The sequence below is a fragment of the Brassicibacter mesophilus genome (assembly GCF_050433385.1).
GTDB lineage: Bacteria > Bacillota > Clostridia > Tissierellales > Proteiniboraceae > Brassicibacter > Brassicibacter mesophilus.
In genome coordinates this window covers 278,044-301,842 of the sequence record NZ_JBNPXI010000002.1, presented here as the reverse complement: position 1 = coordinate 301,842, position 23,799 = coordinate 278,044, and the positions used below count along the sequence as shown (strand labels likewise).

The window sequence follows — 23,799 nt, the reverse complement described above, 5'->3', positions numbered from 1 at the left end:
AATAATTATGGCAAATGGAGTTTTAATAGTTGATGATGCAGCTTTTATGAGAATGATGATTAAAGATATTTTGTCAAAAAATGGATTCGAAGTACTTGGAGAAGCTGAAAATGGAGCAAAAGCTATAGAAAAATATAAGGAGCTAAACCCAGATTTAGTAATAATGGATATAACAATGCCTGAAGTAGATGGAATTCAAGCTGTTAAAGAAATTAAAAAACTTAATAGTGGAGCAAAAATTGTGATGTGTTCAGCAATGGGACAACAAGCAATGGTAATTGAAGCTATACAGGCAGGAGCAAAAGATTTTATTGTTAAACCATTTCAGGCAGATAGAGTTATAGAAGCAGTAAAAAAAGTATTAGGATGATATAAATGTTTAGTTTCTCTAATACTGGAGCCATTATAGCAACATTATATTATCAAAATGATGATTCTATTGCACTATCCTTATTTAAGATTATATTGTATTTTATAGTTTTCTTATTGGTGATTGTTTTAGCTTTTTATTTTACTAAATTAGTTGCAAAGAAGACTAGTTATATGACAAAAAGCAATAATATTCAAATTCTTGATTTTATTGCACTAAGCTCTAATAGCAAGATAGCTATTGTTAATATTATTGATAATATTTATATTTTATCAATAAATAATAATGAAGTAACAGTCATTGATAAATTGAGTAAAGAAGATGCTAATATTACTAACCTTAAAGTAAATTCTGAACAGAAGAGCTTCAATAATTATTTAGAAGATCTATTTGCAGTAACAAAAAAATTAAAAAACAAAGTTCCAAAATCTAAAACGATACAATTCAGTGAAAATCCTAAATCAGAGCATGATATATCTTTGAAAGATAGTCAGATAGACAAGGAATGAGAATATGAAAAAAAATGTTTTAATTATGACACTAATTTTCCTAATATTTATAAGCTTTTCAAGTATAGCTTATGCTGAACCTGAAATTTCACTTTTTGGTAAAGCTATTGAAATAAAGGATAATAATGACTCAGATGGGTATGTATCAAGCATTCAGCTATTGTTAATATTTACAGTATTAACTTTAGCTCCATCTATTTTAATTATGATGACGAGCTTTACGCGAATAATAATAGTGCTTTCTTTTATAAGAAATGCTTTAGGAACACAGCAAACTCCTCCAAATCAAGTTTTAATTGGACTAGCCTTATTTTTGACTTTTTTCATAATGGCTCCTGTAGGTTCTCAAATCAATAAAGAAGCATTACAGCCTTATGTTAGGGGTGAAATAGTTCAGCAAGAAGCATTTGAAAGAGGTATTGAGCCAATTAGAGAATTTATGTTTAAACAGACTAAGGAAAAAGACTTAGCACTATTTTTAAAGATTGCTAAAATAGAGAATGTAAAGAAATTGGAAGACATACCGACTAGAGTACTAATACCGTCATTTATTATTAGTGAGCTGAAAACTGCGTTTCAAATAGGATTCATAATTTTTATACCTTTCTTGGTAATAGATATGGTCGTTGCAAGTACGCTTATGTCCATGGGGATGATGATGCTACCACCTGTTATGATTTCATTACCGTTTAAGATTTTGCTTTTTATAATGGTTGATGGATGGAATCTTATAATAGGTCAACTAGTTTCAAGCTTTAGATAAAAAGGGAGAGATTATATGAATCAAGGAGATGTACTAAATATTGCTCAGCAAGCTATGAAAATTATTTTAATGGTATCTGCTCCGATGCTTGGATTTGGATTGCTAGTTGGACTCATGGTTAGTATTTTTCAAGCCACTACTCAAATTCAAGAGGCAACACTTGCGTTTGTTCCTAAAATTGTTGCAGTGCTTATTTCTTTTTTGGTTTTTGGACCATGGATACTTAGAGTTTTGATTGATTTTACTAAAAATTTATTTATCAGTATTAACACTTATATTATGTGAAATGGTGAGTACTTATGGCTTTCTTATTAGATGCGTTATTAAATAATTATCAAATATTTTTACTTGTACTGGTTAGGGTAACAGGCTTGTTTATAGCTACTCCAATTTTTAGCAGAAACAATGTACCTAACACACTAAAAGTATGTTTCGCAGTTTTACTTTCTTTTGTGTTATTCAATACGATTGAGCTTAATTATATCAGTAATAACATCTTAGATTTTACCACAATAGTAATTAAAGAACTTGCAATAGGACTAATTATAGGTTTTATATCTTATTTATTTTTCACGTCGCTTTATTTTGCTGGACAAGTAGTTGATATGCAAATTGGATTTGGTATGGTAAATGTATTAGATCCTCAAAGTAATATACAAGTACCAATTATGGGAACGTTTTATCATTTAATTGCCATATTAGTATTTCTGACTATAGATGGTCATCATTTTCTAATTGACGCTTTAGTTAGCTCTTATAAATATATTCCGATAGGACATTTTGCCTTTACTGAAAATATTATTAAACAGTTAGCTGTTATATTAGGTCAAACACTTATAATTGGATTTAAAATAAGTAGTCCGGTATTGGCAACTATTTTTCTTGCTGATGTGTTGCTAGGAATACTAGCTAGAACAATGCCACAAATGAATGTTTTTATAGTGGGCATGCCATTAAAAATTTCAGTGGGCATTGTAACAATTGTAGTTTCTTTACCTTTGTTTTTTATTGCTCTTCAACATATATTTAACAATATGTATGAGGAGATTTTTAACTTTTTAAAGGTTATTCAAAGAGGATGATGTATGTGCAATCTTTGTTAAAAATAAACTTGCAGCTTTTCGCAGGAGAGGAAAAAACTGAAAAGGCTACTCCTAAGAAAAGAAAAGAAGCTAGAGAGAAAGGTCAAATTTTACAAAGTAAAGAGGTTAACTCTGCAGTAATACTGATAGCTGCTTTTTTAGCATTAAAAGTGTTTGGCGGTTTTATGTTTGAAAAGTTAATTAACTTTACAACATCTGCATTTACTATATACACTGATAAATCAGATTTATTTACTATTCAAGGAATTAGCTTGCTAATGCTAAAAATAATATCTGTTACAGCTATAATCGTTGGACCTATTACAGGCATTGTTCTTTTATCAGGATTAGTAATAAATTATACTCAAGTAGGGTTTCTTTTTACTAGTAAAACTTTAGGATTTAAACTTAATAGAATAAATCCTATTGAGGGATTTAAACGTATAGTTTCGAAACGTGCAATAGTAGAATTGTTTAAATCATTTTTGAAAATTTTTGTAATAGGATACATAATTTATTCTTATGCTGTTAAACAATTAGATAACATCTTTAACTTGATTGATATGAGTGTAGGAAGTATTGTCAAATTTATTGGTAATACAACTGTAACCATTGGATTAAGAGCTGGAGGAGTACTTATTGCATTAGCGATTATTGATTATGCTTATCAATGGTGGGATCATGAGAAAAACCTAAAGATGAGTAAACAAGAAATTAAAGAAGAGTACAAGCAAACAGAAGGAAATCCACAAATCAAATCAAAAATTAAAGAGAAACAGAGACAGATGGCAATGAGGAGAATGATGCAAGACGTACCACAAGCTGATGTTATCATTACTAACCCAACTCATTATGCTATCGCTTTAAAGTATGATAAAGATAGATTTACTGCCCCTTATCTAATAGCTAAAGGAAAAGATTTAATAGCACAGAATATAAAAAAGATAGCTATTGAAAATAACGTGCCAATTGTTGAAAACAAACCATTAGCACAGATGTTATATAGTAGTGTTGAAATTGGTGATATTATTCCTGAAGAGCTATACCAAGCAGTTGCAGAGATTCTAGCATATGTATATAGTTTGAAGGCATAAAAGGAGGACAATTATGAAATTTGGAGATATTTTAATCGCAATTGCAGTTATTTCGATAATAATAATTATTATTGTGCCTGTCCCACTTGGTGCGCTTGATATTCTTCTTAGCTTAAACATTTCCTTAGCATTGCTTATACTGCTTATATCTATGTATACGAAAGATGCGCTTCAATTTTCAATTTTTCCGTCTCTTTTGCTACTCACCACATTATTTAGACTTTCGCTTAATATATCAACTACAAGATATATATTAAGCGAAGGCAATGCCGGAAGTGTTATTGAAGCATTCGGAAATTTTGTTATTCAAGGAAATGTATTTGTTGGGCTTATTATTTTCCTAATTATTGTTATCATTAACTTTATTGTTATCACAAAAGGGGCTGAAAGAGTTGCAGAAGTAGCTGCTAGGTTTACTCTAGATGCAATGCCTGGTAAGCAAATGGCAATAGATGCAGATTTGAACTCTGGACTTATAACTGAGCTTGATGCTAAAAACAGGAGAAAAGAAATTCAGCAGCAAGCTGACTTTTATGGTGCTATGGATGGAGCAAGTAAGTTTGTTAAAGGAGATGCTATTGCTGGTATCATAATAACTATTATTAATATTTCTGCTGGCTTTGCGATTGGCATTATAGCTAAGAAAATACCACTGTCCGAAGCTTTGTCCAAGTATACTTTGCTTACTGTTGGGGATGGCTTAGTAAGTCAAATACCTGCTTTACTTATTTCTACAGCAACTGGGCTTGTTGTTACAAGAGCTGCTTCAGATTCAAACCTTGGTAATGACATTATAAAGCAACTTTTTAGTAATAATCCGAAGCTTATGTTTATTATTGGTGGAGTTCTGCTTTTTTTAGGTGTTGCTACACCACTTCCTGCGTTGCCTTATGTTTTATTGGCTGTCATATTTGTTTTTGTCGGATACACCATGAATACAAGTATTAAAAAGACTGAGGAAGAAGAGAATGAAATTGCTCAGTTTACTGAGGTGGAAGAAATAAGGAAACCTGAAAATGTTATGTCATTATTAAAGGTTGAGGATATAGAATTAGAGTTCGGATATGGTATTATTCCATTAGCTGATATTAATCAGGGAGGAGACTTACTAGATAGAATTGTAATGATTAGACGACAAGTTGCTCTTGAGCTAGGAATAGTTGTTCCCATGGTAAGGCTAAGAGATAATATTCAATTGAATCCAAATGAATATGTAATAAAAATAAAAGGAGTAGAAATTGCTAAAGGAGAGATTTTATTCGATCATTTCTTGGCAATGGATCCTGGTACGTCTAATGGCGAAATAGATGGAATAGATACAGTTGAACCTGCATTTGGCTTGCCAGCTAAATGGATTACTGATAAAGAGAGAGAGAAAGCTGAAGTTCTCGGCTATACCGTGGTAGATCCACCATCAATAATCGCTACTCATTTAACTGAGATCATAAAGAATAACTCTAGCGAACTCCTCAGCAGACAGGATGTCAAAGTGTTAATAGATAATGTTAAAGAAGAGCATCCGGCTTTGGTAGATGAACTTGTTCCAAAACTTCTATCTGTTGGAGAAGTTCAGAAGGTATTAGCCAATCTATTGAATGAGCAGATTTCTATTAGAGACATGGTAACAGTATTAGAAACATTAGCTGATTATGCGGCTGTAACAAGAGATCCAGATATGTTAACAGAGTATGTTAGACAAAGAATGTCTAGATATATAACGAATAAATATGTTGCAGGCAATAACTTGAAGGTTATTACTTTGGACGGTGAGTTAGAACAGCTGATTATGGATTCTATCAACCAAACTGAAACAGGTTCATATTTATCTATTGAACCTAACAAGGTTCAGAGAATACTTAATAACATAATTTTAAATATTGAAAAATTTACTTCTATTGGATTACAACCAATTATATTAACAGCACCTATAGTTAGAATTTATTTTAAAAGACTTACAGAACAGATTGCTAAGGACCTAGTTGTACTATCATATAATGAAATTGAATCTTCTATTGAGGTTCAATCAGTAGGGATGGTGACGTTATAATGAAAATTAAGAGGTTCATTGGTAGTAATACACAAGAGGCTATGTATAAACTAAAAAAAGAACTCGGTTCAGATGCAATTATTCTTCATACTAGAAAAATCAAGAAACCTGGATTTCTAGGTATTTTCAAAAAGAGTCTAATAGAAGTAGTAGCAGCACTAGATGATGAAAATAATGTAGACAATATTGATGTACGTAGAACTAGCACTCTGAATGAAAATGTTAAAAAGCTTTCACATACTTCTAGTATAAACAATCAGTCAAATAAGCAAAATGATGACCTAGGTAAAGAAATAAAGGCTATAAGAGAAATGATGAAAGGAATAGTCGATAGTTTAGACACATCTAGTATTAAAGAATTTCCTTTAGAACTAAGTAATATTCTGAAAATACTTCAAGAAAACGGTGTTGATGGGGAAGTTGCAAAAGAGATTCTTATAGGAATTAATGAGCAAATAAACTTTGACAATAAAGAGCCGAAAGCGGTAAGAGAAATTATTAGATACAATTTAAAAGAATACTTAGGAGAGTCATCTCCGATCACATTTAATGGAAAACAAAAGATTATATTTTTCATAGGGCCAACTGGAGTGGGAAAAACAACAACTTTGGCTAAGATTGCTGCAAATTTATTTTTGCATCACAAGTGTACAGTAGGATTAATTACTGCAGATACATACAGAATCGCTGCTGTTGAGCAACTTAAAATATATGCGGAAATTTTAAATGTGCCATTAAAAGTTATATATCAAATAAAGGATATTTATAAATCTCTGTCGAATTTTAAGGATAAAGATATTATACTGATAGATACTGCAGGAAGAAGTCATAAGAACAAAGAACAAATGGATGAAATTCGAGAATTGATCCAATCAGTTAACAATAAAGAAACTTATTTAGTTGTTAATGCAACAACAGACATAAAAACAATTAACTCTATTTTAAAAGAATACAGTTTTATTAATGATTTTAAAATTATTTTTACAAAAGCTGATGAAGCTAATAACCTAGGGATAATTTTAAATACTAAGTATTATTTTAAAAACCAATTGTCTTATATAACCACAGGACAAAATGTTCCTGATGATATTGAAATATTGGATATTGATAAATTAAGTAGAACATTGATTGGAGAAAGCAAAGATGAATGACCAGGCAGAGAGACTAAGGCAGCTAATTACTAAATCTGATTATACTAGAATTGATGATACGCTATTTAAGAGAACAAATGTTACTCGAGTATTAGCCGTTACAAGTGGTAAAGGTGGAGTTGGAAAGACAAACTTAACCATCAACTTAGCTATCTCTTTAAGTAATTTAGGGTATAGTGTTGTTGTTTTTGATGCAGATATTGGTCTTGCAAATATTGATGTACTGCTAGGAGTAGTTCCTAGGTTTACAATCAGTGAAGTGCTAAACGGGAATAGGGACATAACGGAGATAATGACAGAAGGACCAAACGGAATTAAGATTATCGCAGGAGGATCTGGAATCAGTGAACTGTTTGAGATGGATAACAGCAAACGTGAAAAATTAATAAATCAGCTAGTAAAACTTGAAAAACACGCTGATTATATTTTAATTGACACTGGAGCAGGGATATCAGATACTGTTATAAGCTTTGTAAATGCAGCTAATGAGGTAATCCTTGTAACAACACCTGAGCCAACATCATTAACGGATGCATATGCTATGGTTAAAGCACTAAACATCAAAGGAAAGCATGATAGATTACAAGTAGTTATTAACAGGGCTGCAGATAATAAAGAGGCTGATGAAGTTTATAAAAAGCTAAATATGGCTGCTAATAGATTTCTAAAAACAAAAATTGATAAACTTGGTTATGTGTTAGATAGTAAATTAGTAACAGAATCAGTCAAAAGTCAGTGTCCTTTTATAGTTATGTATCCAAATTCCCAAGTATCAAAAAAGATTAATAATATTGCACTGCAAATAGTTGGGAATAAAAATTCTGATGGAGATCAAATGGGGATATCTACCTTTATACATAAATTCAAGAGTTTTTTTATAAAGGAGGGCAGCTAATCATATGTCATCAGATACATCGCAATTAAGTATTGGAGAAAAAATAGAGATTAAGCGAATTGGAACTAAACAAGATATTAAGTACAGCAGCCAAGTCTTAGATATAATTGATGAAAGAACTTACTCAATTAGTGGCCCAATTCATAAAGGAACTATTGTTCCAATTAGTTTAAATTCTACTATTGAAATAACGTATTTCAAAGAAGAAAGGGGCAGATTTCTATTTAAAGCAACTGTACTATCCAGAGAAGAAAAAGGCGTTTATAGACTGATAATAAGAAGAATTGACAAAATAATTAGATTTCAACAAAGGGATTATTATAGGTTGACGATAAATAAAAATGTTACAATAACTCATAGCTTTATGGATGGAGATATAGAAAGAGTTGTTGAAGAAAATTGTGTAACAAAAGATATAAGTGGAGGCGGCATAAGATTTTTATGTGACTTCAAATATAAATTGAAAGATGTACTAAGTTTTGAGTTGAAAATAAATGATTCAGAAATTGTATCTATCGGAGAAGTAGTAAGAGTAAAAAAATCCGATAGTTCTGATTATAACTATGAAATAGGTATGAGATTTATTGAACTAAGTAATGTAGATAGAGACATCCTTATTAGATTTATCTTTGAGCAACAGAGAAAACTGAGAAGAAAGGGATTGATATAGATGTCTATTAGAGTAATGGTCGTAGATGATTCAGCTTTTATGAGAAAGATAATATCTGATATATTAAATTCTGATAATGAAATTGATGTAATAGGCACAGCCAGAAATGGAAAAGATGCATTAGAAAAGTTAGAAAAAATGTCGCCTGATGTAATAACACTTGACATCGAAATGCCAATAATGGATGGTATTTCAACTTTAACTGAGATTATTAAGAAATATAATATCCCCGTCATAATGTTAAGTAGTTTGACTACCGAGGGAGCAGATGCGACTCTAAAAGCATTAGATATTGGAGCAGTTGATTTTATTCCAAAACCAAATAATATATTTGGACTAAATAAAGAATTGCAAAACAATAAGATTGTGGAAAAAGTCAAAATGGCTGCGGGAATAAAAAAGTTTAAAAAAACTCAGCAAACAATATCTAATAATAAGAATAAGTGGATTAATGTAAGTAACCTCAAGTATTGTGATTCTCAATATTTAATTGCTATAGGAACCTCGACAGGAGGACCAAAAGCTTTACAATCTCTGATTCCTCAAATACCAAATGAGTTTAATGGAAGTATAGTTTTAGTGCAACATATGCCACAGGGTTTTACCAAGTCATTAGCAACAAGACTTAATTCCATCTCAAATATTAATGTTAAAGAAGCTGAAGATGGTGAAAAGATTTTGAAAGGATACTGTTATATAGCTCCTGGTGACAATCATATGACTGTAATAGAGAAAAACAATCAATTATGTATTAAGCTAAACAAGGACATGCCAGTGTCGGGGCATAGACCTTCAGTTGATGTTCTAATGGAGTCAATATCAGTATTGAGTTGTAAAAAACTTATTGGCATTATGCTGACAGGAATGGGTTCCGATGGTTCTAAAGGGCTCAAAAAAATATACGATAATGGTGGATATACTATAGCTCAAGATGAGGAAACCTGTGTTGTATATGGTATGCCTAAGTCTGCTATTAATATAGGAGCTGTTAGCAAAGTGCTACCATTAAGTCAGATTGTTGATGAGATAATGAGTAAAATGGAGGTGTAAACCATGGATATGAATCAATATTTAGATATGTTTATCGAAGAGTCTAAGGAAAACTTACAGTATATGAATGAAAACTTGCTTAATTTAGAGAAGAACGCTGAAGATAAGAATTTACTTAACGAGATTTTCAGAGTAGCTCACACATTGAAAGGTATGTCAGGTACTATGGGTTTTAGTAAGATAGCGAGTTTGACACATGAAATGGAAAACTTACTTCAAGCTATAAGAAATGATGAAATTAAAGTTTCTTCCAATATAATAGATATATTATTTAGATGCTTTGATACTCTTGATGAATATATAGCTAATATCGGTGAAATTGGAAAGGAAGGGAACTTAGATAGCACTGACTTAGTTGAATTATTGAATAATACTATTAATAATAAGCAAGGTTCCGATGTGAATTTGAACAGCGAACTAGGCTCAGAAAAGAGTTATCAATTTGATGAATATGTAAGGAAAGCTTTATACAATGCTAAAACTAAAGGCCTAAATATCTTCAATATTGATGTAAAGCTAAGTAAAGAGTGTATGTTGAAATCTGCAAGAGCTTTTATTGTTTTTAACACTTTAGAAAGTCATTCAGAAATTATACAATCAAATCCTCCAGCGGAAGATATAGAAGATGAGAAATTCGACTCTCTTTTTTCACTCACTATTGTTTCTAATAAAGAAATAGAAGAGATAAAGCAGCAGCTCATTTCAATTTCTGAAGTTGAAGATGTTCAAATAAACGAAATTCACTTAGATCAAAATACAACAATGGAAGAGATAGCTGTTGCATCAGAGCAGCCTGTAACAAATTCTGTAAAACTTTCTGAAGATAGCACCAATGAATCCGATGAAAAGAAGGGAAAAAGCAATAATTTTATCAACCATGAAAAAAAGAAACAGTCAAGCAAAATTGGTAAGACTGTCAGAGTTGATATAGATAGGCTTGATAATTTAATGAATTTGGTTAGTGAACTTATTATAATAAAAACTAGACTTGAAGATAGTGATTCAACAAGCAAAGATAATATGAATGAGGCAATAGAATATCTTGAAAGAATTACCACAAGCTTGCATGATGCAGTTATGAAAGTAAGAATGGTACCTATAGAAAGAGTTTTTAACAGATTTCCTAGAATGGTAAGAGATCTTTCTAGGGAGCTTGGAAAAGAAATAGACTTACAAATGTCAGGAGAAGAGACAGAGGTAGACCGAACAATTATTGATGAAATTGGAGATCCGTTAATTCACTTGATTAGAAACTCTATAGACCATGGAATAGAAAGTCCTGAAATAAGAAAGAATTCTGGGAAAAATGAAACGGGTGTTCTTAAGCTAAAAGCATACCCAGACGGAAATACTGTGGTGATAGAGTTAGACGATGATGGTGCTGGCATAAATATAGACAAAGTTAAGAAGAAAGCTGTTGAAAGAGGATTATTAACCTCGTCTGAGTCCGAAGGGATTTCAGAAGATGAAGCTGTAGGACTATTGTTTAGGCCAGGCTTTAGCACGGCAGATACTATTTCAGATGTATCTGGAAGAGGGGTCGGATTAGACGTAGTTAAAACCAAGATTGAATCTATAAACGGTGTAGTTGAAGTTGAAACAAAAAAAGGAGTTGGTACAAAATTCATCATAAGGCTCCCTCTAACTCTAGCAATTATTCAGGCTCTTCTTATCAACTTAAGCACTGAAATATATGCTATTCCATTAAGTTCTATTAGGGAAATCACCCCAGTGCTAAGTAAAGACATAAGAAAAGTTCAAAACCAAGAAGTAGTACTATTTAGGAATAAAACTCTTCCGATTATTAGATTAAATAAAATATTAGGCATTGATGATATGGAAGAAAATGAAGAAATAATAATGGTCATAGTTAAAAAAGGTGATAAAGAAGCGGGTTTAATTGTTGATAAACTTATTGGACAGCAAGAAATAGTTATCAAGTCATTGGGTAGGTTTTTATCAGGTATTCAACATCTTGCCGGAGCTACAATACTTGGTAATGGAAGAATATCCTTAATATTAGATGTTAATTCATTATTTTAGTAAAGGGGGATAAAAATGAATACTACAAATATAGTTGAAGAAAAAAAATATGTAGCTTTCAAAATCGATGAAGAGTATTATGGAATTGATATTAATAATGTTAAAGCCATAGAAAGAGTTCAGGCTTTTACTAGAATACCGAATGCACCTGAGTATGTAAAAGGAGTTATAAATCTAAGAGGAGAGGTTGTACCAGTAATCGATTTGAGGAAGAGATTTGGTATCGACTGTAAAGAAATTGATTCGGATTCAAGAATAATTATTGTTCTTACGAATGAAACACTTATTGGCTTGCTTGTAGATTCTTCTTCAGAAGTAATGCAACTTAACTCAGATAGTATAGATAATCCTCCTGAAATAAAAGATAACATTTCAGATGATTTTGTAAAGGGTGTTGGGAAAAAAGACTCTAAGCTAATAATATTAATTGATATTGAAAAAGTTATTGGTTATAGAGAAACAGAGTTAATAAACTAGAGGTGTGAAATGAAACTAAATTTGAATAATTTAAATTCAACTTTGATAGATGTTCTAAAAGAGCTTGGTAACATTGGCTCGGGCAATGCAGCGACAGCTTTAGCTTCGATGTTAGATAAGAGGGTGGATATGCAAGTTCCACAAGTTAAGATACTTGAATTTAAAGATGTTGCAGGTATTCTAGGAGATGACGAAATACCAGTTGTTGGTATTTACTTTGAAATGGAAGGAGATATCGAGGGTAATATAATGTTTATCCTAAGCTTAAGTTCAGCTAAGAACTTAGTTAATATGCTCTTTCGAAGATGTGAAGACCATTTAGAGCTTGATGATATGGATATGTCAGCATTATCTGAAGTTGGTAATATTCTTTCAGCATCATATATCAACTCTCTAAGTACTTTAACAGGCTTGAATTTGAAGATATCAGTACCGTCTATTTGTATTGACATGGCTGGAGCAATACTAAGTGTACCAGCTGTTCAATTCGGACACATTGGGGATAATGTGATTTTTATAGAAACGCAATTTGAAGAAGATGATAGAAAGGTTACTGGAGATTTATTCCTAATACCAGAGCTAGAATCATTTGAAAAAATTCTTGATAGTTTAGGGGTAATTTAATCATGGAAGCTGTAAAAGTTGGGATGGCAGATTTAAAAACAGTTAAGTCACCAGGAACATTAACCACATTAGGGTTAGGATCATGCGTGGGAATTGCATTTTACGATAAGATAAACAAAATAGCAGGATTAGCACATATTATGCTCCCTTCAAGTGTAGAGATTAAAAATAATAGTAATAAGGCTAAATTTGCTGATACAGCTATTGAATTGCTTTTGGATGAAATGCTTTTTATTGGTGCAAGCAAAAGAAATATTGTAGCAAAACTTGCTGGAGGCTCCCAAATGTTTTCTTTTAATTCTAAAAATGATGTTCTTAGGATTGGAGAAAGAAATGTAGAAGCTGCTAAGAGGAAAATTCAGGAGCTAAATATACCGATTATTTCTGAAGATACAGGTGGAAATTATGGGAGAACAATAGAACTAAATTCACTTGACGGAAGTTTATTAGTAAAGACAATAGGTCATGGTACGAAAAACATATAAAAATATGCTACTAGCATCTTTTGTATTCCAGTATGTATTGATAATACTTTCACCTTGTAGGAGGTGGTAGATTGACTATAGATGAATTATGGAAATCATATAAGAGCTCGGGTGATAATAGCTACAAGCAACAGTTAATTATTCACTATATTCAATTAGTAAAGATTGTCTCAGGAAGGCTGTATAATTTTTATGGAGGGAATGTAGAATACGATGATTTACTAGGGTTTGGAGTTTTTGGGTTGATTGATGCTATTGAAAAATTTGATATTAGTAGAGATCTTAAATTTGAAACTTATGCTCAAATTAGAATTAGAGGTGCAATCATAGATAATCTAAGGAAAATCGATTGGGTACCTCGTGGGCTTAGAAGAAAATCTAAAGAAATTGAAAGAGCTATAGATGAATTAGAAAATAAATTTGGAAGAAGTGCAAGTATTAGTGATATTTCAAAACAACTTAATATCAGCATTTGTGAAGTTGAAAATACTCTTGCAGAAATATCAACATTGAACATGGTCTCTCTAGAGGAGATGATCTATACAAGAGGAGATATTAGCTTAAATAGTAGTGAATCTGATTATCCAGAGAGAATTTATGAGGATAAAGAAATTAAACAAATTTTAGCTCATTCTATTGAAGATTTAAATGAGAAGGAAAAATTAGTGATATCACTATATTACTACGACGAACTCACGTATAAGGAGATTGGGAAAATATTGAATTTGTCAGAATCTAGGATATCTCAGATACATAGTAAAGCAATAATGTCAATAAGGAACAGTTTGAATAAATTGGGAATTGATGGCTATTAAGATACGGGGTGTGATGAGATGGTGGAGAATTATTTGATTTTGGAAGGCAACGATTTAGATGATTTAATATTACAGGGGCTTAAAGATTTAAATAAAACCAAAGATGAAGTAAAAATTGAGATATTAGAAAAAGGAAAAATTTTAATGGGTATTCCTATTAAGAAATATAAAATTAAAATTTCTGTGAGTAATTTAAGTGATGATGAAATAGAAGATGAGCTAAAGAAAATAGAAGATGAGATTGAGAATCACGGTTTTTTTGAAATAACATATCTTAAGGATGGAGTATATCTATCGGTATACGGTGGGTTAAATACATGCGTCAGTTACGAAGATGTTATTAAAAAAGTCAAGCTTAAAAAAATTGAGAATTATGATAAGCAAATATTGCAAGATACAGTAAATAATATGGAAGGTAACCCTATAAGATTTGCACCATTCCAACAAGAAATACCTATTGATGCAGATGTTATTATTGATATATCTCAAGATAAAATGAATGCTTTTATTACTCTAATTCCACCTGAAGGTGGAAAGGATATGGATATAAGTAAGGCTCTTAGTAAAATCGCTGAAAAAATTAGATACGGATTAGACATTAACGAGGTTAAGCGTGTAATAGAAGAAAAACTGTACAATAGAAAAATTTTAATTGCATCTGGACAAAACCCTGTTGATGGTAAAGATGGGTTTATAGACTTCAAATTCAAGCTAAAGGAAAACATAGCTCCACAGATATTAGAGGATGGAAGTGTTGATTATAGAAATCTTGGATTAATAACTAATGTTAAAAAAGGTGATATACTATCAGAGATAATTCCTCCTACTGAAGGTAATCCAGGTACGAATGTATTTGGACAAGTTCTACCAAACAAAAAAGGAAAAGAAAAGAAGATAAAATATGGGAAAAACGTTGTTGTTTCTGAAGATGGAAAGTACTTAATTTCTGACTCCGATGGTCACGTATACTTTGATAAGGATAAATTAGTAGTTCACGAGGTTTATGAAGTTCTAAGCAATGTAGATAATTCAACTGGGAATATAGAATTTAATGGAGCTGTGAGAATAAAAGGTAGCGTTTTAACTGGTTTTGAGGTAGTCTGTGAAGGAGACATTGAAGTTGAAGGTGTAGTTGAAGGTGCTATAGTAAAAAGTGATGGTAGTATTGTTTTAAAAAGAGGAGTACAAGGATTTAATAAAGCTAGATTAGTATCAAAAGGTGATATTAGCTCTAGATTTATTGAAAATTGCTGTATTTATTCAGAAGGTTCTGTAAATGCTGAGGCTATAATGCATAGTGAAGTCATGAGTAAAGGTATAATAAGAGTTGAAGGTAAGAAGGGATTAATAGTAGGAGGAATATGTAAAGCTACAAAAGAAATACATGCAAAAACTATAGGATCAAGTATGGCCACGACAACAATTGTTGAAGTAGGCGTTGATCCAAACATTAGGACAAAGCAAGACAATATAAAAACTGAAATAGAGAATACAGAATTAAGTATAAATAAGCTTGATCAAACAATAAGTCTTTTGAATAGATTAGCAAAAAACAACAAATTAGAAGAAGATAAGAAACAAATATTGATAAAGTCATTGCGGACTAGGACAATTTTGGCTCAAAAAATTGAAGATTTGAAATCTAAAATTGAACAAATAGACTATGAAATAGAATTACTTTCGAAAGGAAAGATAAAGGTTCAAAACATAATATATCCAGGTGTAAAAATAATAGTTGGAAATAGCGTCATGTTTGTTAGAGAAGAAATTAAATACTGTACTATTTATAGTGAAAAAGGTAGTGTAAAAATTGGACCATATGAAATGTAATATGTAATATGGGGTGATAAAATGACCATACGACCTGTGGACATGAAGACATTAATGCCTAAGACCCAACAACTGTCAAAAATGCAGCAAATGGAAAATGATAAGCAAAAAAGCTTTGCTTATTTTCAAAATAATGATCAAGCAAAAAAGACTGAGAAAGAGTTAAGACAAGTAAGAAATTCTGAGAAAATGTCTAAGGCTAAAATTACAAAAGACAACAAAAAAAGAGAACATAATACAAAACAAAAAGATAAAGATAATAATAATTCTAACGCACACGAAGAAAAAGATTTAGAAAAAGGAAATGTAGATGGTGTATTAGGATTTAACATAGATATTAAGATTTAATAAGAGGTGCATAATGAGTTCTTTCATATTGTTTTTTAGTATTTTGGTTATAATAGTGTCTGTTTGCCTTATAATATTTAATAATAGATCATCATTGTCCAATAATGATCATGATGTTGTCATAGAACAATCAGGTAATATTCATGAAGAAGAACGTATTGATCATAATAGTTTTGAAAAAGTTTTTCATGATAAAATTGAACCTACTGTTAAGTCAGAAAATTTATTTAGTGACGATAATTTAAAAACGTGCTTAAGTAATGAAAGGATAATAAAGAGCACTGAAAATGAAGAAAATGGACACAGACATGATAACATGAACAGTTCAGATAACATACTCAAAAAAATTAATGAGCTTAGAGAAATAGGACTCAGCAACCAAGAGGTCGCAAAAAAATTAGGAAAAGGCATTAGGGAGATTGACATTATATTAAAAATGGATAGCCTTAAAAATTCTTCTAGTAGATGATTAATAAAATCAAGAATTTGAATAAAATGCTTTTAGTTGTGAAATATATACTAATATAATAGAATAGATTTGACAATGTTTAAAAAAATATTGCCAAATATTTATTCGTGTGTTATACTACATAAGGTAAAACTACACACACTCTTTGATTTATAAAGCTGTGCCTGTATGGTCCTTTATAAAACTGATGAGGGTGGAGGTTAAAAACAAAGGGAGGTGAAGTAATGTCAGTAATTACAATGAAAAGCCTATTAGAAGCAGGAGTTCATTTTGGTCATCAGACAAGAAGATGGAATCCGAAAATGGCTGAGTATATTTTCACAGAGAGAAATGGAATTTACATTATTGACTTACAAAAAACTGTTGGTAAAGTTGAAGAAGCGTATACATTCATAAAGGATGTAGCGACAAATGGTGGAGAAGTACTATTTGTAGGTACAAAGAAGCAGGCTCAAGAGTCTATAGAAAATGAAGCAAAAAGATGTGGAATGCATTTTGTTAGTCAAAGATGGCTAGGTGGTATGCTTACTAACTATAAGACTATAAGAAAAAGAATCGAGAGGCTTCAACAGCTACAAAAAATGGAGGAAGACGGTACTTTTGATGTTCTTCCTAAAAAAGAAGTTATTAAGCTAAGACATGAAGCTGAAAGACTTGAAAAGTTCTTAGGCGGTATAAAGAATATGCAAAGAACACCTGATGCATTGTTTGTTGTAGACCCAAGAAAAGAAAAAATTGCTGTTAAAGAAGCAAAAATACTTGGTATACCAGTTGTTGGTATTGTAGATACTAACTGTGACCCAGATGAAGTTGACTTTGTAATACCAGGTAACGACGATGCTATAAGAGCTGTTAAGTTACTTACTGAAACAATCGCTAATGCTGTATTAGAAGGCAAACAAGGCGAACAAATAGAGCAGTAGTATGATGGTAAGGGTTATGAGGGAGGTTAATCCCCTACTGCTCTTACCTTTTTATTTAATTAAAAACAGGAGGCGAATAACAATGGCGATATCAGCTGCAATGGTTAAAGAATTAAGAGAACGTACTGGTGTTGGAATGATGGATTGTAAAAAAGCTCTTGAAGAGACTAACGGAGATATTGAAAAGGCAATTGACTTACTAAGAGAAAAAGGTCTTTCAAAAGCGGCTAAAAAATCAGGAAGAATTGCTTCTGAAGGTATTGTTGAATCTTACATACATGGAGGAAGAATTGGAGTTTTAATTGAAGTAAACTCTGAAACTGATTTTGTTGCTAAAAATGAAGAATTCAAGGTATTTGTTAAAGATATGGCTATGCAAGTGGCAGCGGCAAATCCAAAATATGTTTCTAAAGAGGAAGTTCCACAAGAAGATATAGATAGAGAAAGAGAAGTTTTAAGACAACAAGCTCTAAATGAAGGAAAACCAGAGCAAATTGTTGATAAAATGGTAGAAGGTAGAATTGAAAAGTTCTATAAAGAAGTATGCTTACTAGAGCAAGCTTTTATCAAGAATCCAGATGTAGTTATTAAAGACTTACTTGCAGAGAAAATAGCTAAAATAGGTGAAAATATAAAAATTAGAAGATTTGTTAGATATGAAGTAGGCGAAGGATTAGAAAAAAGAGAAGAGAACTTTGCTGAAGAAGTAGCAAAGCAAATGAATGCTTAATATAATGGAGAACACTTTGTGTTCTCCATTTGAATAACTTATTGAAAATATGTCAAATATTATAATATGAAAATGAAGGTTTTTTTTTACAAATGGAGAATATATTAGTTAGGAGTGTTTATATGGAACAGCCTAAATATAAAAGAGTGATTCTTAAACTTAGTGGAGAAGCATTATCAGGTAATAGAGGATTTGGTATAGATGAAGCTACCGTCATAAATATTGCAAAGCAAATCAAGAAAATACAAGAAATGAATGTACAAGTTGCTATTGTAGTTGGAGGAGGAAATTTCTGGAGGGGTAGAAGTACAGAAGGTATGGATAGAACTACTTCAGATTACATGGGGATGCTTGGCACCACTATTAATGCATTAGGACTTCAAGATGCGTTAGAAAATCTTGGAGTAGTTACTAGGGTTCAATCAGCCATAGAGATGCGTCAAGTTGCTGAGCCATACATAAGAAGAAGGGCAATAAGGCATTTAGAAAAAGGTAGAGTAGTAATATTTGCAGCTGGTTCTGGCAATCCTTATTTTTCAACTGATACTACTGCAGCTTTAAGGGCAGCAGAAATAGAAGCAGAGGTAATTTTATTAGCAAAAAAAGGCGTGGATGGAGTATATGATGCTGATCCTCACAAAAACTCAAACGCTAATAAATTTGACCAATTAAGATATATTGATGTCTTAAATATGGGGTTAGGTGTTATGGATTCTACAGCTACATCTCTCTGTATGGATAACAGAATACCACTGATTGTATTTGGAATTGATGACGCTGAGAATATTGTTAGAGTAATAAGCGGTGAGCAAATCGGAACACAAGTAAAGGAGGAATGATTATGTATTTAGAGATTCATAAGCAAGCAGAAGAAAAAATGAAAAAGAGTTTAAAGGTATACAAAGAGGAGCTTACTGGTATAAGAGCTGGAAGGGCAAATCCAACTTTATTAGACAGAATTAGTGTTGACTATTATGGTACCCCTACTCCATTAAAGCAAATATCAAATATTTCTGCGCCAGAGCCTAGAATGATTTTGATACAGCCTTGGGATGCAAGTACTGTACCTGCAATTGAAAAAGCTATACTTAAGTCAGATTTAGGGCTAAATCCATCTGTTGATGGAAAAATTATTAGACTGGTTATACCTCAATTAACTGAAGAAAGAAGAAAAGAACTGATGAAAGTTGTTAAGAAGGCATCTGAAAATGCTAAAGTAGCTATTAGGAATGAACGAAGAGAAGCAAATGACCAGCTAAAGAAGATGCAAAAAGCTTCAGAGATAACTGAAGATGATTGCAAGCAGGCAGAAGAGCAGGTTCAAAAACTTACTGATAAATATATCGAAGAAATAGAAAATCTAACAAAGGTAAAAGAGAAAGATTTAATGGAGGTATAGTCAAATTTGGAGTTATCTAAAATCTTAGGGCTACCATTACAAGAGGGAATCGAAGCAATTAATGAGCTTCATAAGGCTATAATGGTTGATATTAAAGAAACACATTCAACTAAGGAAGATAAAAAGCATGAGCTAATTGAACCTAGAATATTAAGGGTTTCAAATACTAATAGTATGATTACTATAGTAGTTGGTTACTTTTAGCCCCCTTCTTATAAAAAAGAAGGGGTTTTTAGTGACTGGATATATGGAGGTAAAAGCATGAATGAATTAGAAAATCAAAAAAAACTGAGCTCAGATAGTTTATTAGAAACTATTGATATAAATAATCTACCTAAACATGTTGCAATAATTATGGATGGTAATGGAAGATGGGCAAAAAGAAGGTTTTTGCCGAGAACTGCTGGTCACAGAGAAGGTGTAGAAAGGGTAAAAGAAATTGTTGAAGCATCAGGTGATTTGGGGATTAAGCATCTAACTCTTTATGCTTTTTCTACAGAAAATTGGAGTAGACCAAGAGATGAAGTGGACACACTTATGAAACTCTTAGTTGAATACTTAAAAAAGGAGCTAGATATACTGCATCGTAATAATGTCAAGATAAGTGTTTTAGGAGATTTAAACAAGTTGCCTCAGTTACCAAGAAAAGAAGTCCATAGAGCAATTGAAAAAACAAAGAACAATAACAGACTTATACTAAATATTGCTCTTAATTATGGTGGAAGAGATGAGATAGTCAATGCCACGAAAAAAATTGCTAATGATGTTGCTTTAAATAATATAGAGATTGAAAATATTGATGAAGAATTATTTGAAAAATACCTGTATACAGATAATCAGCCAGATCCAGACTTATTAATTAGAGCTAGTGGTGAACAACGAATAAGTAACTTTCTATTATATCAAATAGCATACACAGAATTTGTATTTACTGAAACACTCTGGCCAGAATTTAATAAAGAACATTTGTATAATGCAATAATTGAATATCAGAGAAGAAAGAGAAGATTTGGGGGAATTTAGGTGATTAATGATGAAAACTAGGGTAATTTCTGGGCTAGTAGGTCTTGTATTACTTTTTACTGTCGTTATAAATGGCGGTATTCTACTAAATATTTCTATATTAATTCTTTCTTTTATAGGACTATATGAATTTAATAACGCTGTGAAAAAGATTAATAATTTAAAACCAGTGAACATTGCGAACTATTTTCTGACAATAGGCATTTTTTTTATAACGTTGACACATGAATATGAGTATTTTCAGTTAATTTTGTTTGTTTATGTAATAGCTTTATTAATTACTTTTGTTATAAATGAGAGAGTATCTTTAAATGACCTAGGTGTAACAGTTCTAGGTGGGTTATATGTTCCTTTTTTCATCTCTCACATATCGTTATTGAGGGAAAGTAAGTATATATGGTTAGTATTTATTACTGCATTTGCGACAGATACTTTTGCATATTTTATTGGAGTAAAATTTGGGAAAAGAAAGCTCTGTCCAAAGCTAAGTCCAAAAAAGTCCATAGAGGGTTCTATAGCAGGTGTTGTTGGTTCTTTAATTGTTACCATAGCTTATGCTTATATATTTAAGCTTAATCATATTGCTATTTTGAGTATATTAAGCATAATTTGTTCAATAATGGCCCAAATAGGTGATTTAACTGCTTCAAGAATTAAACGGATCGCAGGTATAAAAGATTACGGAAACATCATGCCAGGACATGGTGGTGTTTTAGATAGATTTGATAGCATACTTTTCACTGCTCCTATAGTATATTATTATATAACATATTTCATATAGGAGTGTAATATATTTGAAAAAAGTAATAATGTACTTAGGTTATAGTATTTTAGTAACTTTAGTTTCATACTTAACATATAGGTTTATATTACCATTTGTATTCCCATTCTTGATTGCTATCTTGCTAGCAATAATTCTTGAACCTATTATACTTTTCTTAAATAAAAGACTAAATATAAAAAAAGAGTATTGTATAATAATAGTGCTTACACTAATTACTATTATTTTAATTACATTATGCTACATTCTTTTATATAATATATTTATTGAAAGTATAAAGATAGTAACATTATTACCTGAATTTATTGAAAAAAGTATTTATTATATTGATGAATATGTCAAAAACATTAAAATTCACTTTTTAAGTCAGGTAGATATCAAGACAATAATAGAAGAAAGCTTGAACAGGGTTTTAAGTGGAGCTTTATCAATAGTGAATTATATTAGAAGTGTAATATTAGGAACGCTATATTCTTTTCCAAAAGTAATACTGTTTTGGATTGTAGTATATGTATCAACTTATTTTTTTCTTAAAGAGAAGCAGAATTATTCAAAATTATTTGTAAGTCAGACGAACTATTTGTCTAATAAAGTAAGCAGCATGAAAAATAGAACTATACAATCCTTTAATAAAATAATAAAGGCACAATTGATCATTATGTTGTTTTCAGTTATTATTACTATAATAGGGTTGAAGATATTAAGCGTTAAATATGCAGTTACAATTGGATTGATATGTGGACTTCTAGATATCTTGCCTATGATAGGTCCTTCTTTAATATACATTCCATGGGTAATATATTTAATAATAGTTGGTCAGACTCTTAAAGCTATAGGATTGTTAACTATTTTTGTATTGTTAATTATTATCAGACAACTATTACAAGTTAAACTATTTAGTAATCAGTTCAAAATACATCCAATGTTAATGCTTGTGTCAGCATATATTGGAATAAAGATTTTTGGTCCTATAGGATTAGTTTTGGGGCCTTTAGTTTCAATTTTTATAAAAGAAACTTTGAAATATATACCAATCTAAGCAACTTTAAATACATAGGAGTGATATCTTGAAAAATATTAGCATATTAGGTTCAACTGGCTCAATAGGAACTCAATCATTGGAAGTTGTGAGAAACATAGAAGGTTTTAAAGTTATAGGATTGACGACTAACTCAAATATTGAGTTATTAGAAAAGCAAGCAATAGAGTTTATGCCCAAAATTGTTGGTGTTATGGATGAACAAAAGGCAAGTATATTAAAGGATAAGCTTAAAGGTTATAATATAAAAGTAGTAGAAGGAATGAATGGATTAATTGAAGTTGCTACGGAATCAAATATAGATGTTGTGATAACATCTGTAGTAGGAATGGTTGGATTAATACCTACGCTTGAAGCGATAAAAGCTGGAAAACATATTGCCCTAGCCAATAAAGAGACTTTGGTTACAGCCGGCAAAATTGTGACAGATGAGGCTATAAAAAACAATGTATCTATTATACCAGTAGATAGTGAACACTCAGCAATATTTCAATGTTTAAAAAGTGGAAACAATGATGAAATTAGTAAAATCATATTAACAGCATCGGGAGGGCCTTTTAGAGGTAAGAAAAGGCATCAACTTGAGTCTGTTGAAATAAAGGATGCTTTGAATCATCCAAATTGGTCAATGGGAAAAAAAATAACTATAGATTCTGCTACTCTGATGAATAAAGGATTAGAGGTAATAGAAGCTAAGTGGTTATTTAATATAGATATTGATAAAATTGAGGTTGTGGTACATCCTCAAAGCATAATTCATTCTATGGTAGAGTTTCAAGATGGTAGCATCATTGCTCAGATGGGAGTACCTGATATGAAAGTACCAATTCAATATGCTTTAACATATCCAGAAAGGAAAAAAAATAGCTTAGATAGACTTGATTTAGTTAAGTCAGGAAAACTAACCTTTGAGTATCCAGATATAGATACGTTTAAATGCTTAAGATTAGCTATAGATGCATTAAAAAAAGGTGGCACAATGCCAGCAGTGTTAAACGCTGCTAATGAGGTTGCAGTTGAGCTATTTTTATCTGAAAAGATAAAATTTCTAGAAATTGCTGATGCAATTGAAAAAATAATGGGTATTCACAATATTATTAATGAGCCTAGTTTAGAAGATGTTTTGAAGGCTGATAGATGGGCTCGAAGGGAAATGTTTCTTCAATATAATAGATAGGCGGT

At 31.3% G+C, this 23,799-nt stretch carries 28 protein-coding genes; all 28 read left to right on the top strand.

Annotated features, from left to right (window positions below):
* Positions 1-7: 7 nt before the first annotated feature.
* The 28 genes from HNR33_RS04015 (at position 8) to HNR33_RS03880 (ending at position 23,794) form a co-directional block, all read left to right on the top strand.
* Positions 8-370, top strand: coding sequence for a response regulator (locus HNR33_RS04015; protein WP_429080284.1), 363 nt, complete (start codon positions 8-10; stop codon positions 368-370).
* A gap of 5 nt (positions 371-375) precedes the next feature.
* Positions 376-879 carry a flagellar biosynthetic protein FliO gene (locus HNR33_RS04010; protein ID WP_429080282.1) on the top strand — a complete coding sequence of 168 codons (504 nt, stop codon included), beginning with the start codon at positions 376-378 and terminating at the stop codon, positions 877-879.
* A 4-nt stretch (positions 880-883) separates the two neighbouring features.
* Complete coding sequence (fliP, locus tag HNR33_RS04005; protein ID WP_429080280.1) at positions 884-1,642, top strand: flagellar type III secretion system pore protein FliP; 759 nt, start codon at positions 884-886, stop codon at positions 1,640-1,642.
* A 15-nt stretch (positions 1,643-1,657) separates the two neighbouring features.
* On the top strand, positions 1,658-1,927 hold the full coding sequence (fliQ, locus tag HNR33_RS04000) for a flagellar biosynthesis protein FliQ (protein WP_429080278.1): 270 nt from the start codon (positions 1,658-1,660) through the stop codon (positions 1,925-1,927).
* 14 nt (positions 1,928-1,941) lie between these two features.
* Positions 1,942-2,724, top strand: a complete 783-nt coding sequence (gene fliR, locus HNR33_RS03995; RefSeq protein WP_429080276.1) for a flagellar biosynthetic protein FliR — start codon at positions 1,942-1,944, stop codon at positions 2,722-2,724.
* A 14-nt stretch (positions 2,725-2,738) separates the two neighbouring features.
* Entirely contained in the window at positions 2,739-3,818 is a 1,080-nt protein-coding gene (flhB, locus tag HNR33_RS03990) for a flagellar biosynthesis protein FlhB (RefSeq protein WP_429080274.1), read from the top strand.
* Positions 3,819-3,831: 13 nt separating this feature from the next.
* The gene (flhA, locus tag HNR33_RS03985) at positions 3,832-5,865 is read left to right on the top strand and encodes a flagellar biosynthesis protein FlhA (RefSeq protein ID WP_429080272.1); all 2,034 of its coding nucleotides are present in this window, start codon (positions 3,832-3,834) and stop codon (positions 5,863-5,865) included.
* Entirely contained in the window at positions 5,865-7,016 is a 1,152-nt protein-coding gene (gene flhF, locus HNR33_RS03980; protein ID WP_429080271.1) for a flagellar biosynthesis GTPase FlhF, read from the top strand. Before flhA ends, flhF begins: the two co-directional genes overlap by 1 nt.
* On the top strand, positions 7,009-7,911 hold the full coding sequence (locus tag HNR33_RS03975; protein ID WP_429080269.1) for a MinD/ParA family protein: 903 nt from the start codon (positions 7,009-7,011) through the stop codon (positions 7,909-7,911). Before flhF ends, HNR33_RS03975 begins: the two co-directional genes overlap by 8 nt.
* Positions 7,912-7,915: 4 nt before the next feature.
* Positions 7,916-8,581, top strand: coding sequence for a flagellar brake protein (locus HNR33_RS03970; RefSeq protein ID WP_429080267.1), 666 nt, complete (start codon positions 7,916-7,918; stop codon positions 8,579-8,581).
* Positions 8,582-9,631, top strand: coding sequence for a protein-glutamate methylesterase/protein-glutamine glutaminase (locus HNR33_RS03965; protein ID WP_429080264.1), 1,050 nt, complete (start codon positions 8,582-8,584; stop codon positions 9,629-9,631).
* A 3-nt stretch (positions 9,632-9,634) separates the two neighbouring features.
* On the top strand, positions 9,635-11,674 hold the full coding sequence (locus HNR33_RS03960) for a chemotaxis protein CheW (protein WP_429080262.1): 2,040 nt from the start codon (positions 9,635-9,637) through the stop codon (positions 11,672-11,674).
* 15 nt (positions 11,675-11,689) lie between these two features.
* Complete coding sequence (locus HNR33_RS03955; RefSeq protein WP_429080260.1) at positions 11,690-12,151, top strand: chemotaxis protein CheW; 462 nt, start codon at positions 11,690-11,692, stop codon at positions 12,149-12,151.
* Between the two features lie 9 nt (positions 12,152-12,160).
* The gene (locus tag HNR33_RS03950) at positions 12,161-12,775 is read left to right on the top strand and encodes a chemotaxis protein CheC (RefSeq protein WP_429080258.1); all 615 of its coding nucleotides are present in this window, start codon (positions 12,161-12,163) and stop codon (positions 12,773-12,775) included.
* Between the two features lie 2 nt (positions 12,776-12,777).
* Positions 12,778-13,260, top strand: coding sequence for a chemotaxis protein CheD (locus HNR33_RS03945; RefSeq protein WP_429080255.1), 483 nt, complete (start codon positions 12,778-12,780; stop codon positions 13,258-13,260).
* Between the two features lie 71 nt (positions 13,261-13,331).
* On the top strand, positions 13,332-14,075 hold the full coding sequence (locus tag HNR33_RS03940) for a FliA/WhiG family RNA polymerase sigma factor (protein ID WP_429080253.1): 744 nt from the start codon (positions 13,332-13,334) through the stop codon (positions 14,073-14,075).
* 18 nt (positions 14,076-14,093) lie between these two features.
* Positions 14,094-15,905 (top strand): FapA family protein, encoded by a 1,812-nt coding sequence (locus tag HNR33_RS03935; protein WP_429080250.1) that lies wholly within the window; start codon positions 14,094-14,096, stop codon positions 15,903-15,905.
* Between the two features lie 21 nt (positions 15,906-15,926).
* A complete protein-coding gene (locus HNR33_RS03930) occupies positions 15,927-16,253 on the top strand; it encodes a hypothetical protein (RefSeq protein WP_429080248.1) in 327 nt (108 codons plus the stop codon).
* A gap of 13 nt (positions 16,254-16,266) precedes the next feature.
* Complete coding sequence (locus HNR33_RS03925) at positions 16,267-16,722, top strand: hypothetical protein (RefSeq protein WP_429080246.1); 456 nt, start codon at positions 16,267-16,269, stop codon at positions 16,720-16,722.
* A 224-nt stretch (positions 16,723-16,946) separates the two neighbouring features.
* Positions 16,947-17,645 (top strand): 30S ribosomal protein S2, encoded by a 699-nt coding sequence (gene rpsB / locus HNR33_RS03920; RefSeq protein WP_429080243.1) that lies wholly within the window; start codon positions 16,947-16,949, stop codon positions 17,643-17,645.
* 82 nt (positions 17,646-17,727) lie between these two features.
* Positions 17,728-18,375, top strand: a complete 648-nt coding sequence (tsf, locus tag HNR33_RS03915) for a translation elongation factor Ts (RefSeq protein ID WP_429080240.1) — start codon at positions 17,728-17,730, stop codon at positions 18,373-18,375.
* A gap of 122 nt (positions 18,376-18,497) precedes the next feature.
* Positions 18,498-19,214 (top strand): UMP kinase, encoded by a 717-nt coding sequence (gene pyrH / locus HNR33_RS03910; protein ID WP_429080239.1) that lies wholly within the window; start codon positions 18,498-18,500, stop codon positions 19,212-19,214.
* Positions 19,215-19,216: 2 nt separating this feature from the next.
* Positions 19,217-19,774 carry a ribosome recycling factor gene (frr, locus tag HNR33_RS03905; protein ID WP_429080237.1) on the top strand — a complete coding sequence of 186 codons (558 nt, stop codon included), beginning with the start codon at positions 19,217-19,219 and terminating at the stop codon, positions 19,772-19,774.
* Between the two features lie 6 nt (positions 19,775-19,780).
* Complete coding sequence (locus tag HNR33_RS03900) at positions 19,781-19,978, top strand: hypothetical protein (RefSeq protein WP_429080234.1); 198 nt, start codon at positions 19,781-19,783, stop codon at positions 19,976-19,978.
* 57 nt (positions 19,979-20,035) lie between these two features.
* The gene (gene uppS, locus HNR33_RS03895; RefSeq protein ID WP_429080231.1) at positions 20,036-20,797 is read left to right on the top strand and encodes an undecaprenyl pyrophosphate synthase; all 762 of its coding nucleotides are present in this window, start codon (positions 20,036-20,038) and stop codon (positions 20,795-20,797) included.
* Positions 20,798-20,807: 10 nt separating this feature from the next.
* Complete coding sequence (locus HNR33_RS03890) at positions 20,808-21,578, top strand: phosphatidate cytidylyltransferase (RefSeq protein ID WP_429080228.1); 771 nt, start codon at positions 20,808-20,810, stop codon at positions 21,576-21,578.
* A 13-nt stretch (positions 21,579-21,591) separates the two neighbouring features.
* Positions 21,592-22,617 carry a sporulation integral membrane protein YtvI gene (gene ytvI / locus HNR33_RS03885; protein ID WP_429080225.1) on the top strand — a complete coding sequence of 342 codons (1,026 nt, stop codon included), beginning with the start codon at positions 21,592-21,594 and terminating at the stop codon, positions 22,615-22,617.
* Positions 22,618-22,645: 28 nt separating this feature from the next.
* Positions 22,646-23,794 carry a 1-deoxy-D-xylulose-5-phosphate reductoisomerase gene (locus HNR33_RS03880; RefSeq protein WP_429080222.1) on the top strand — a complete coding sequence of 383 codons (1,149 nt, stop codon included), beginning with the start codon at positions 22,646-22,648 and terminating at the stop codon, positions 23,792-23,794.
* The last annotated feature ends 5 nt before the right edge of the window (positions 23,795-23,799 follow it).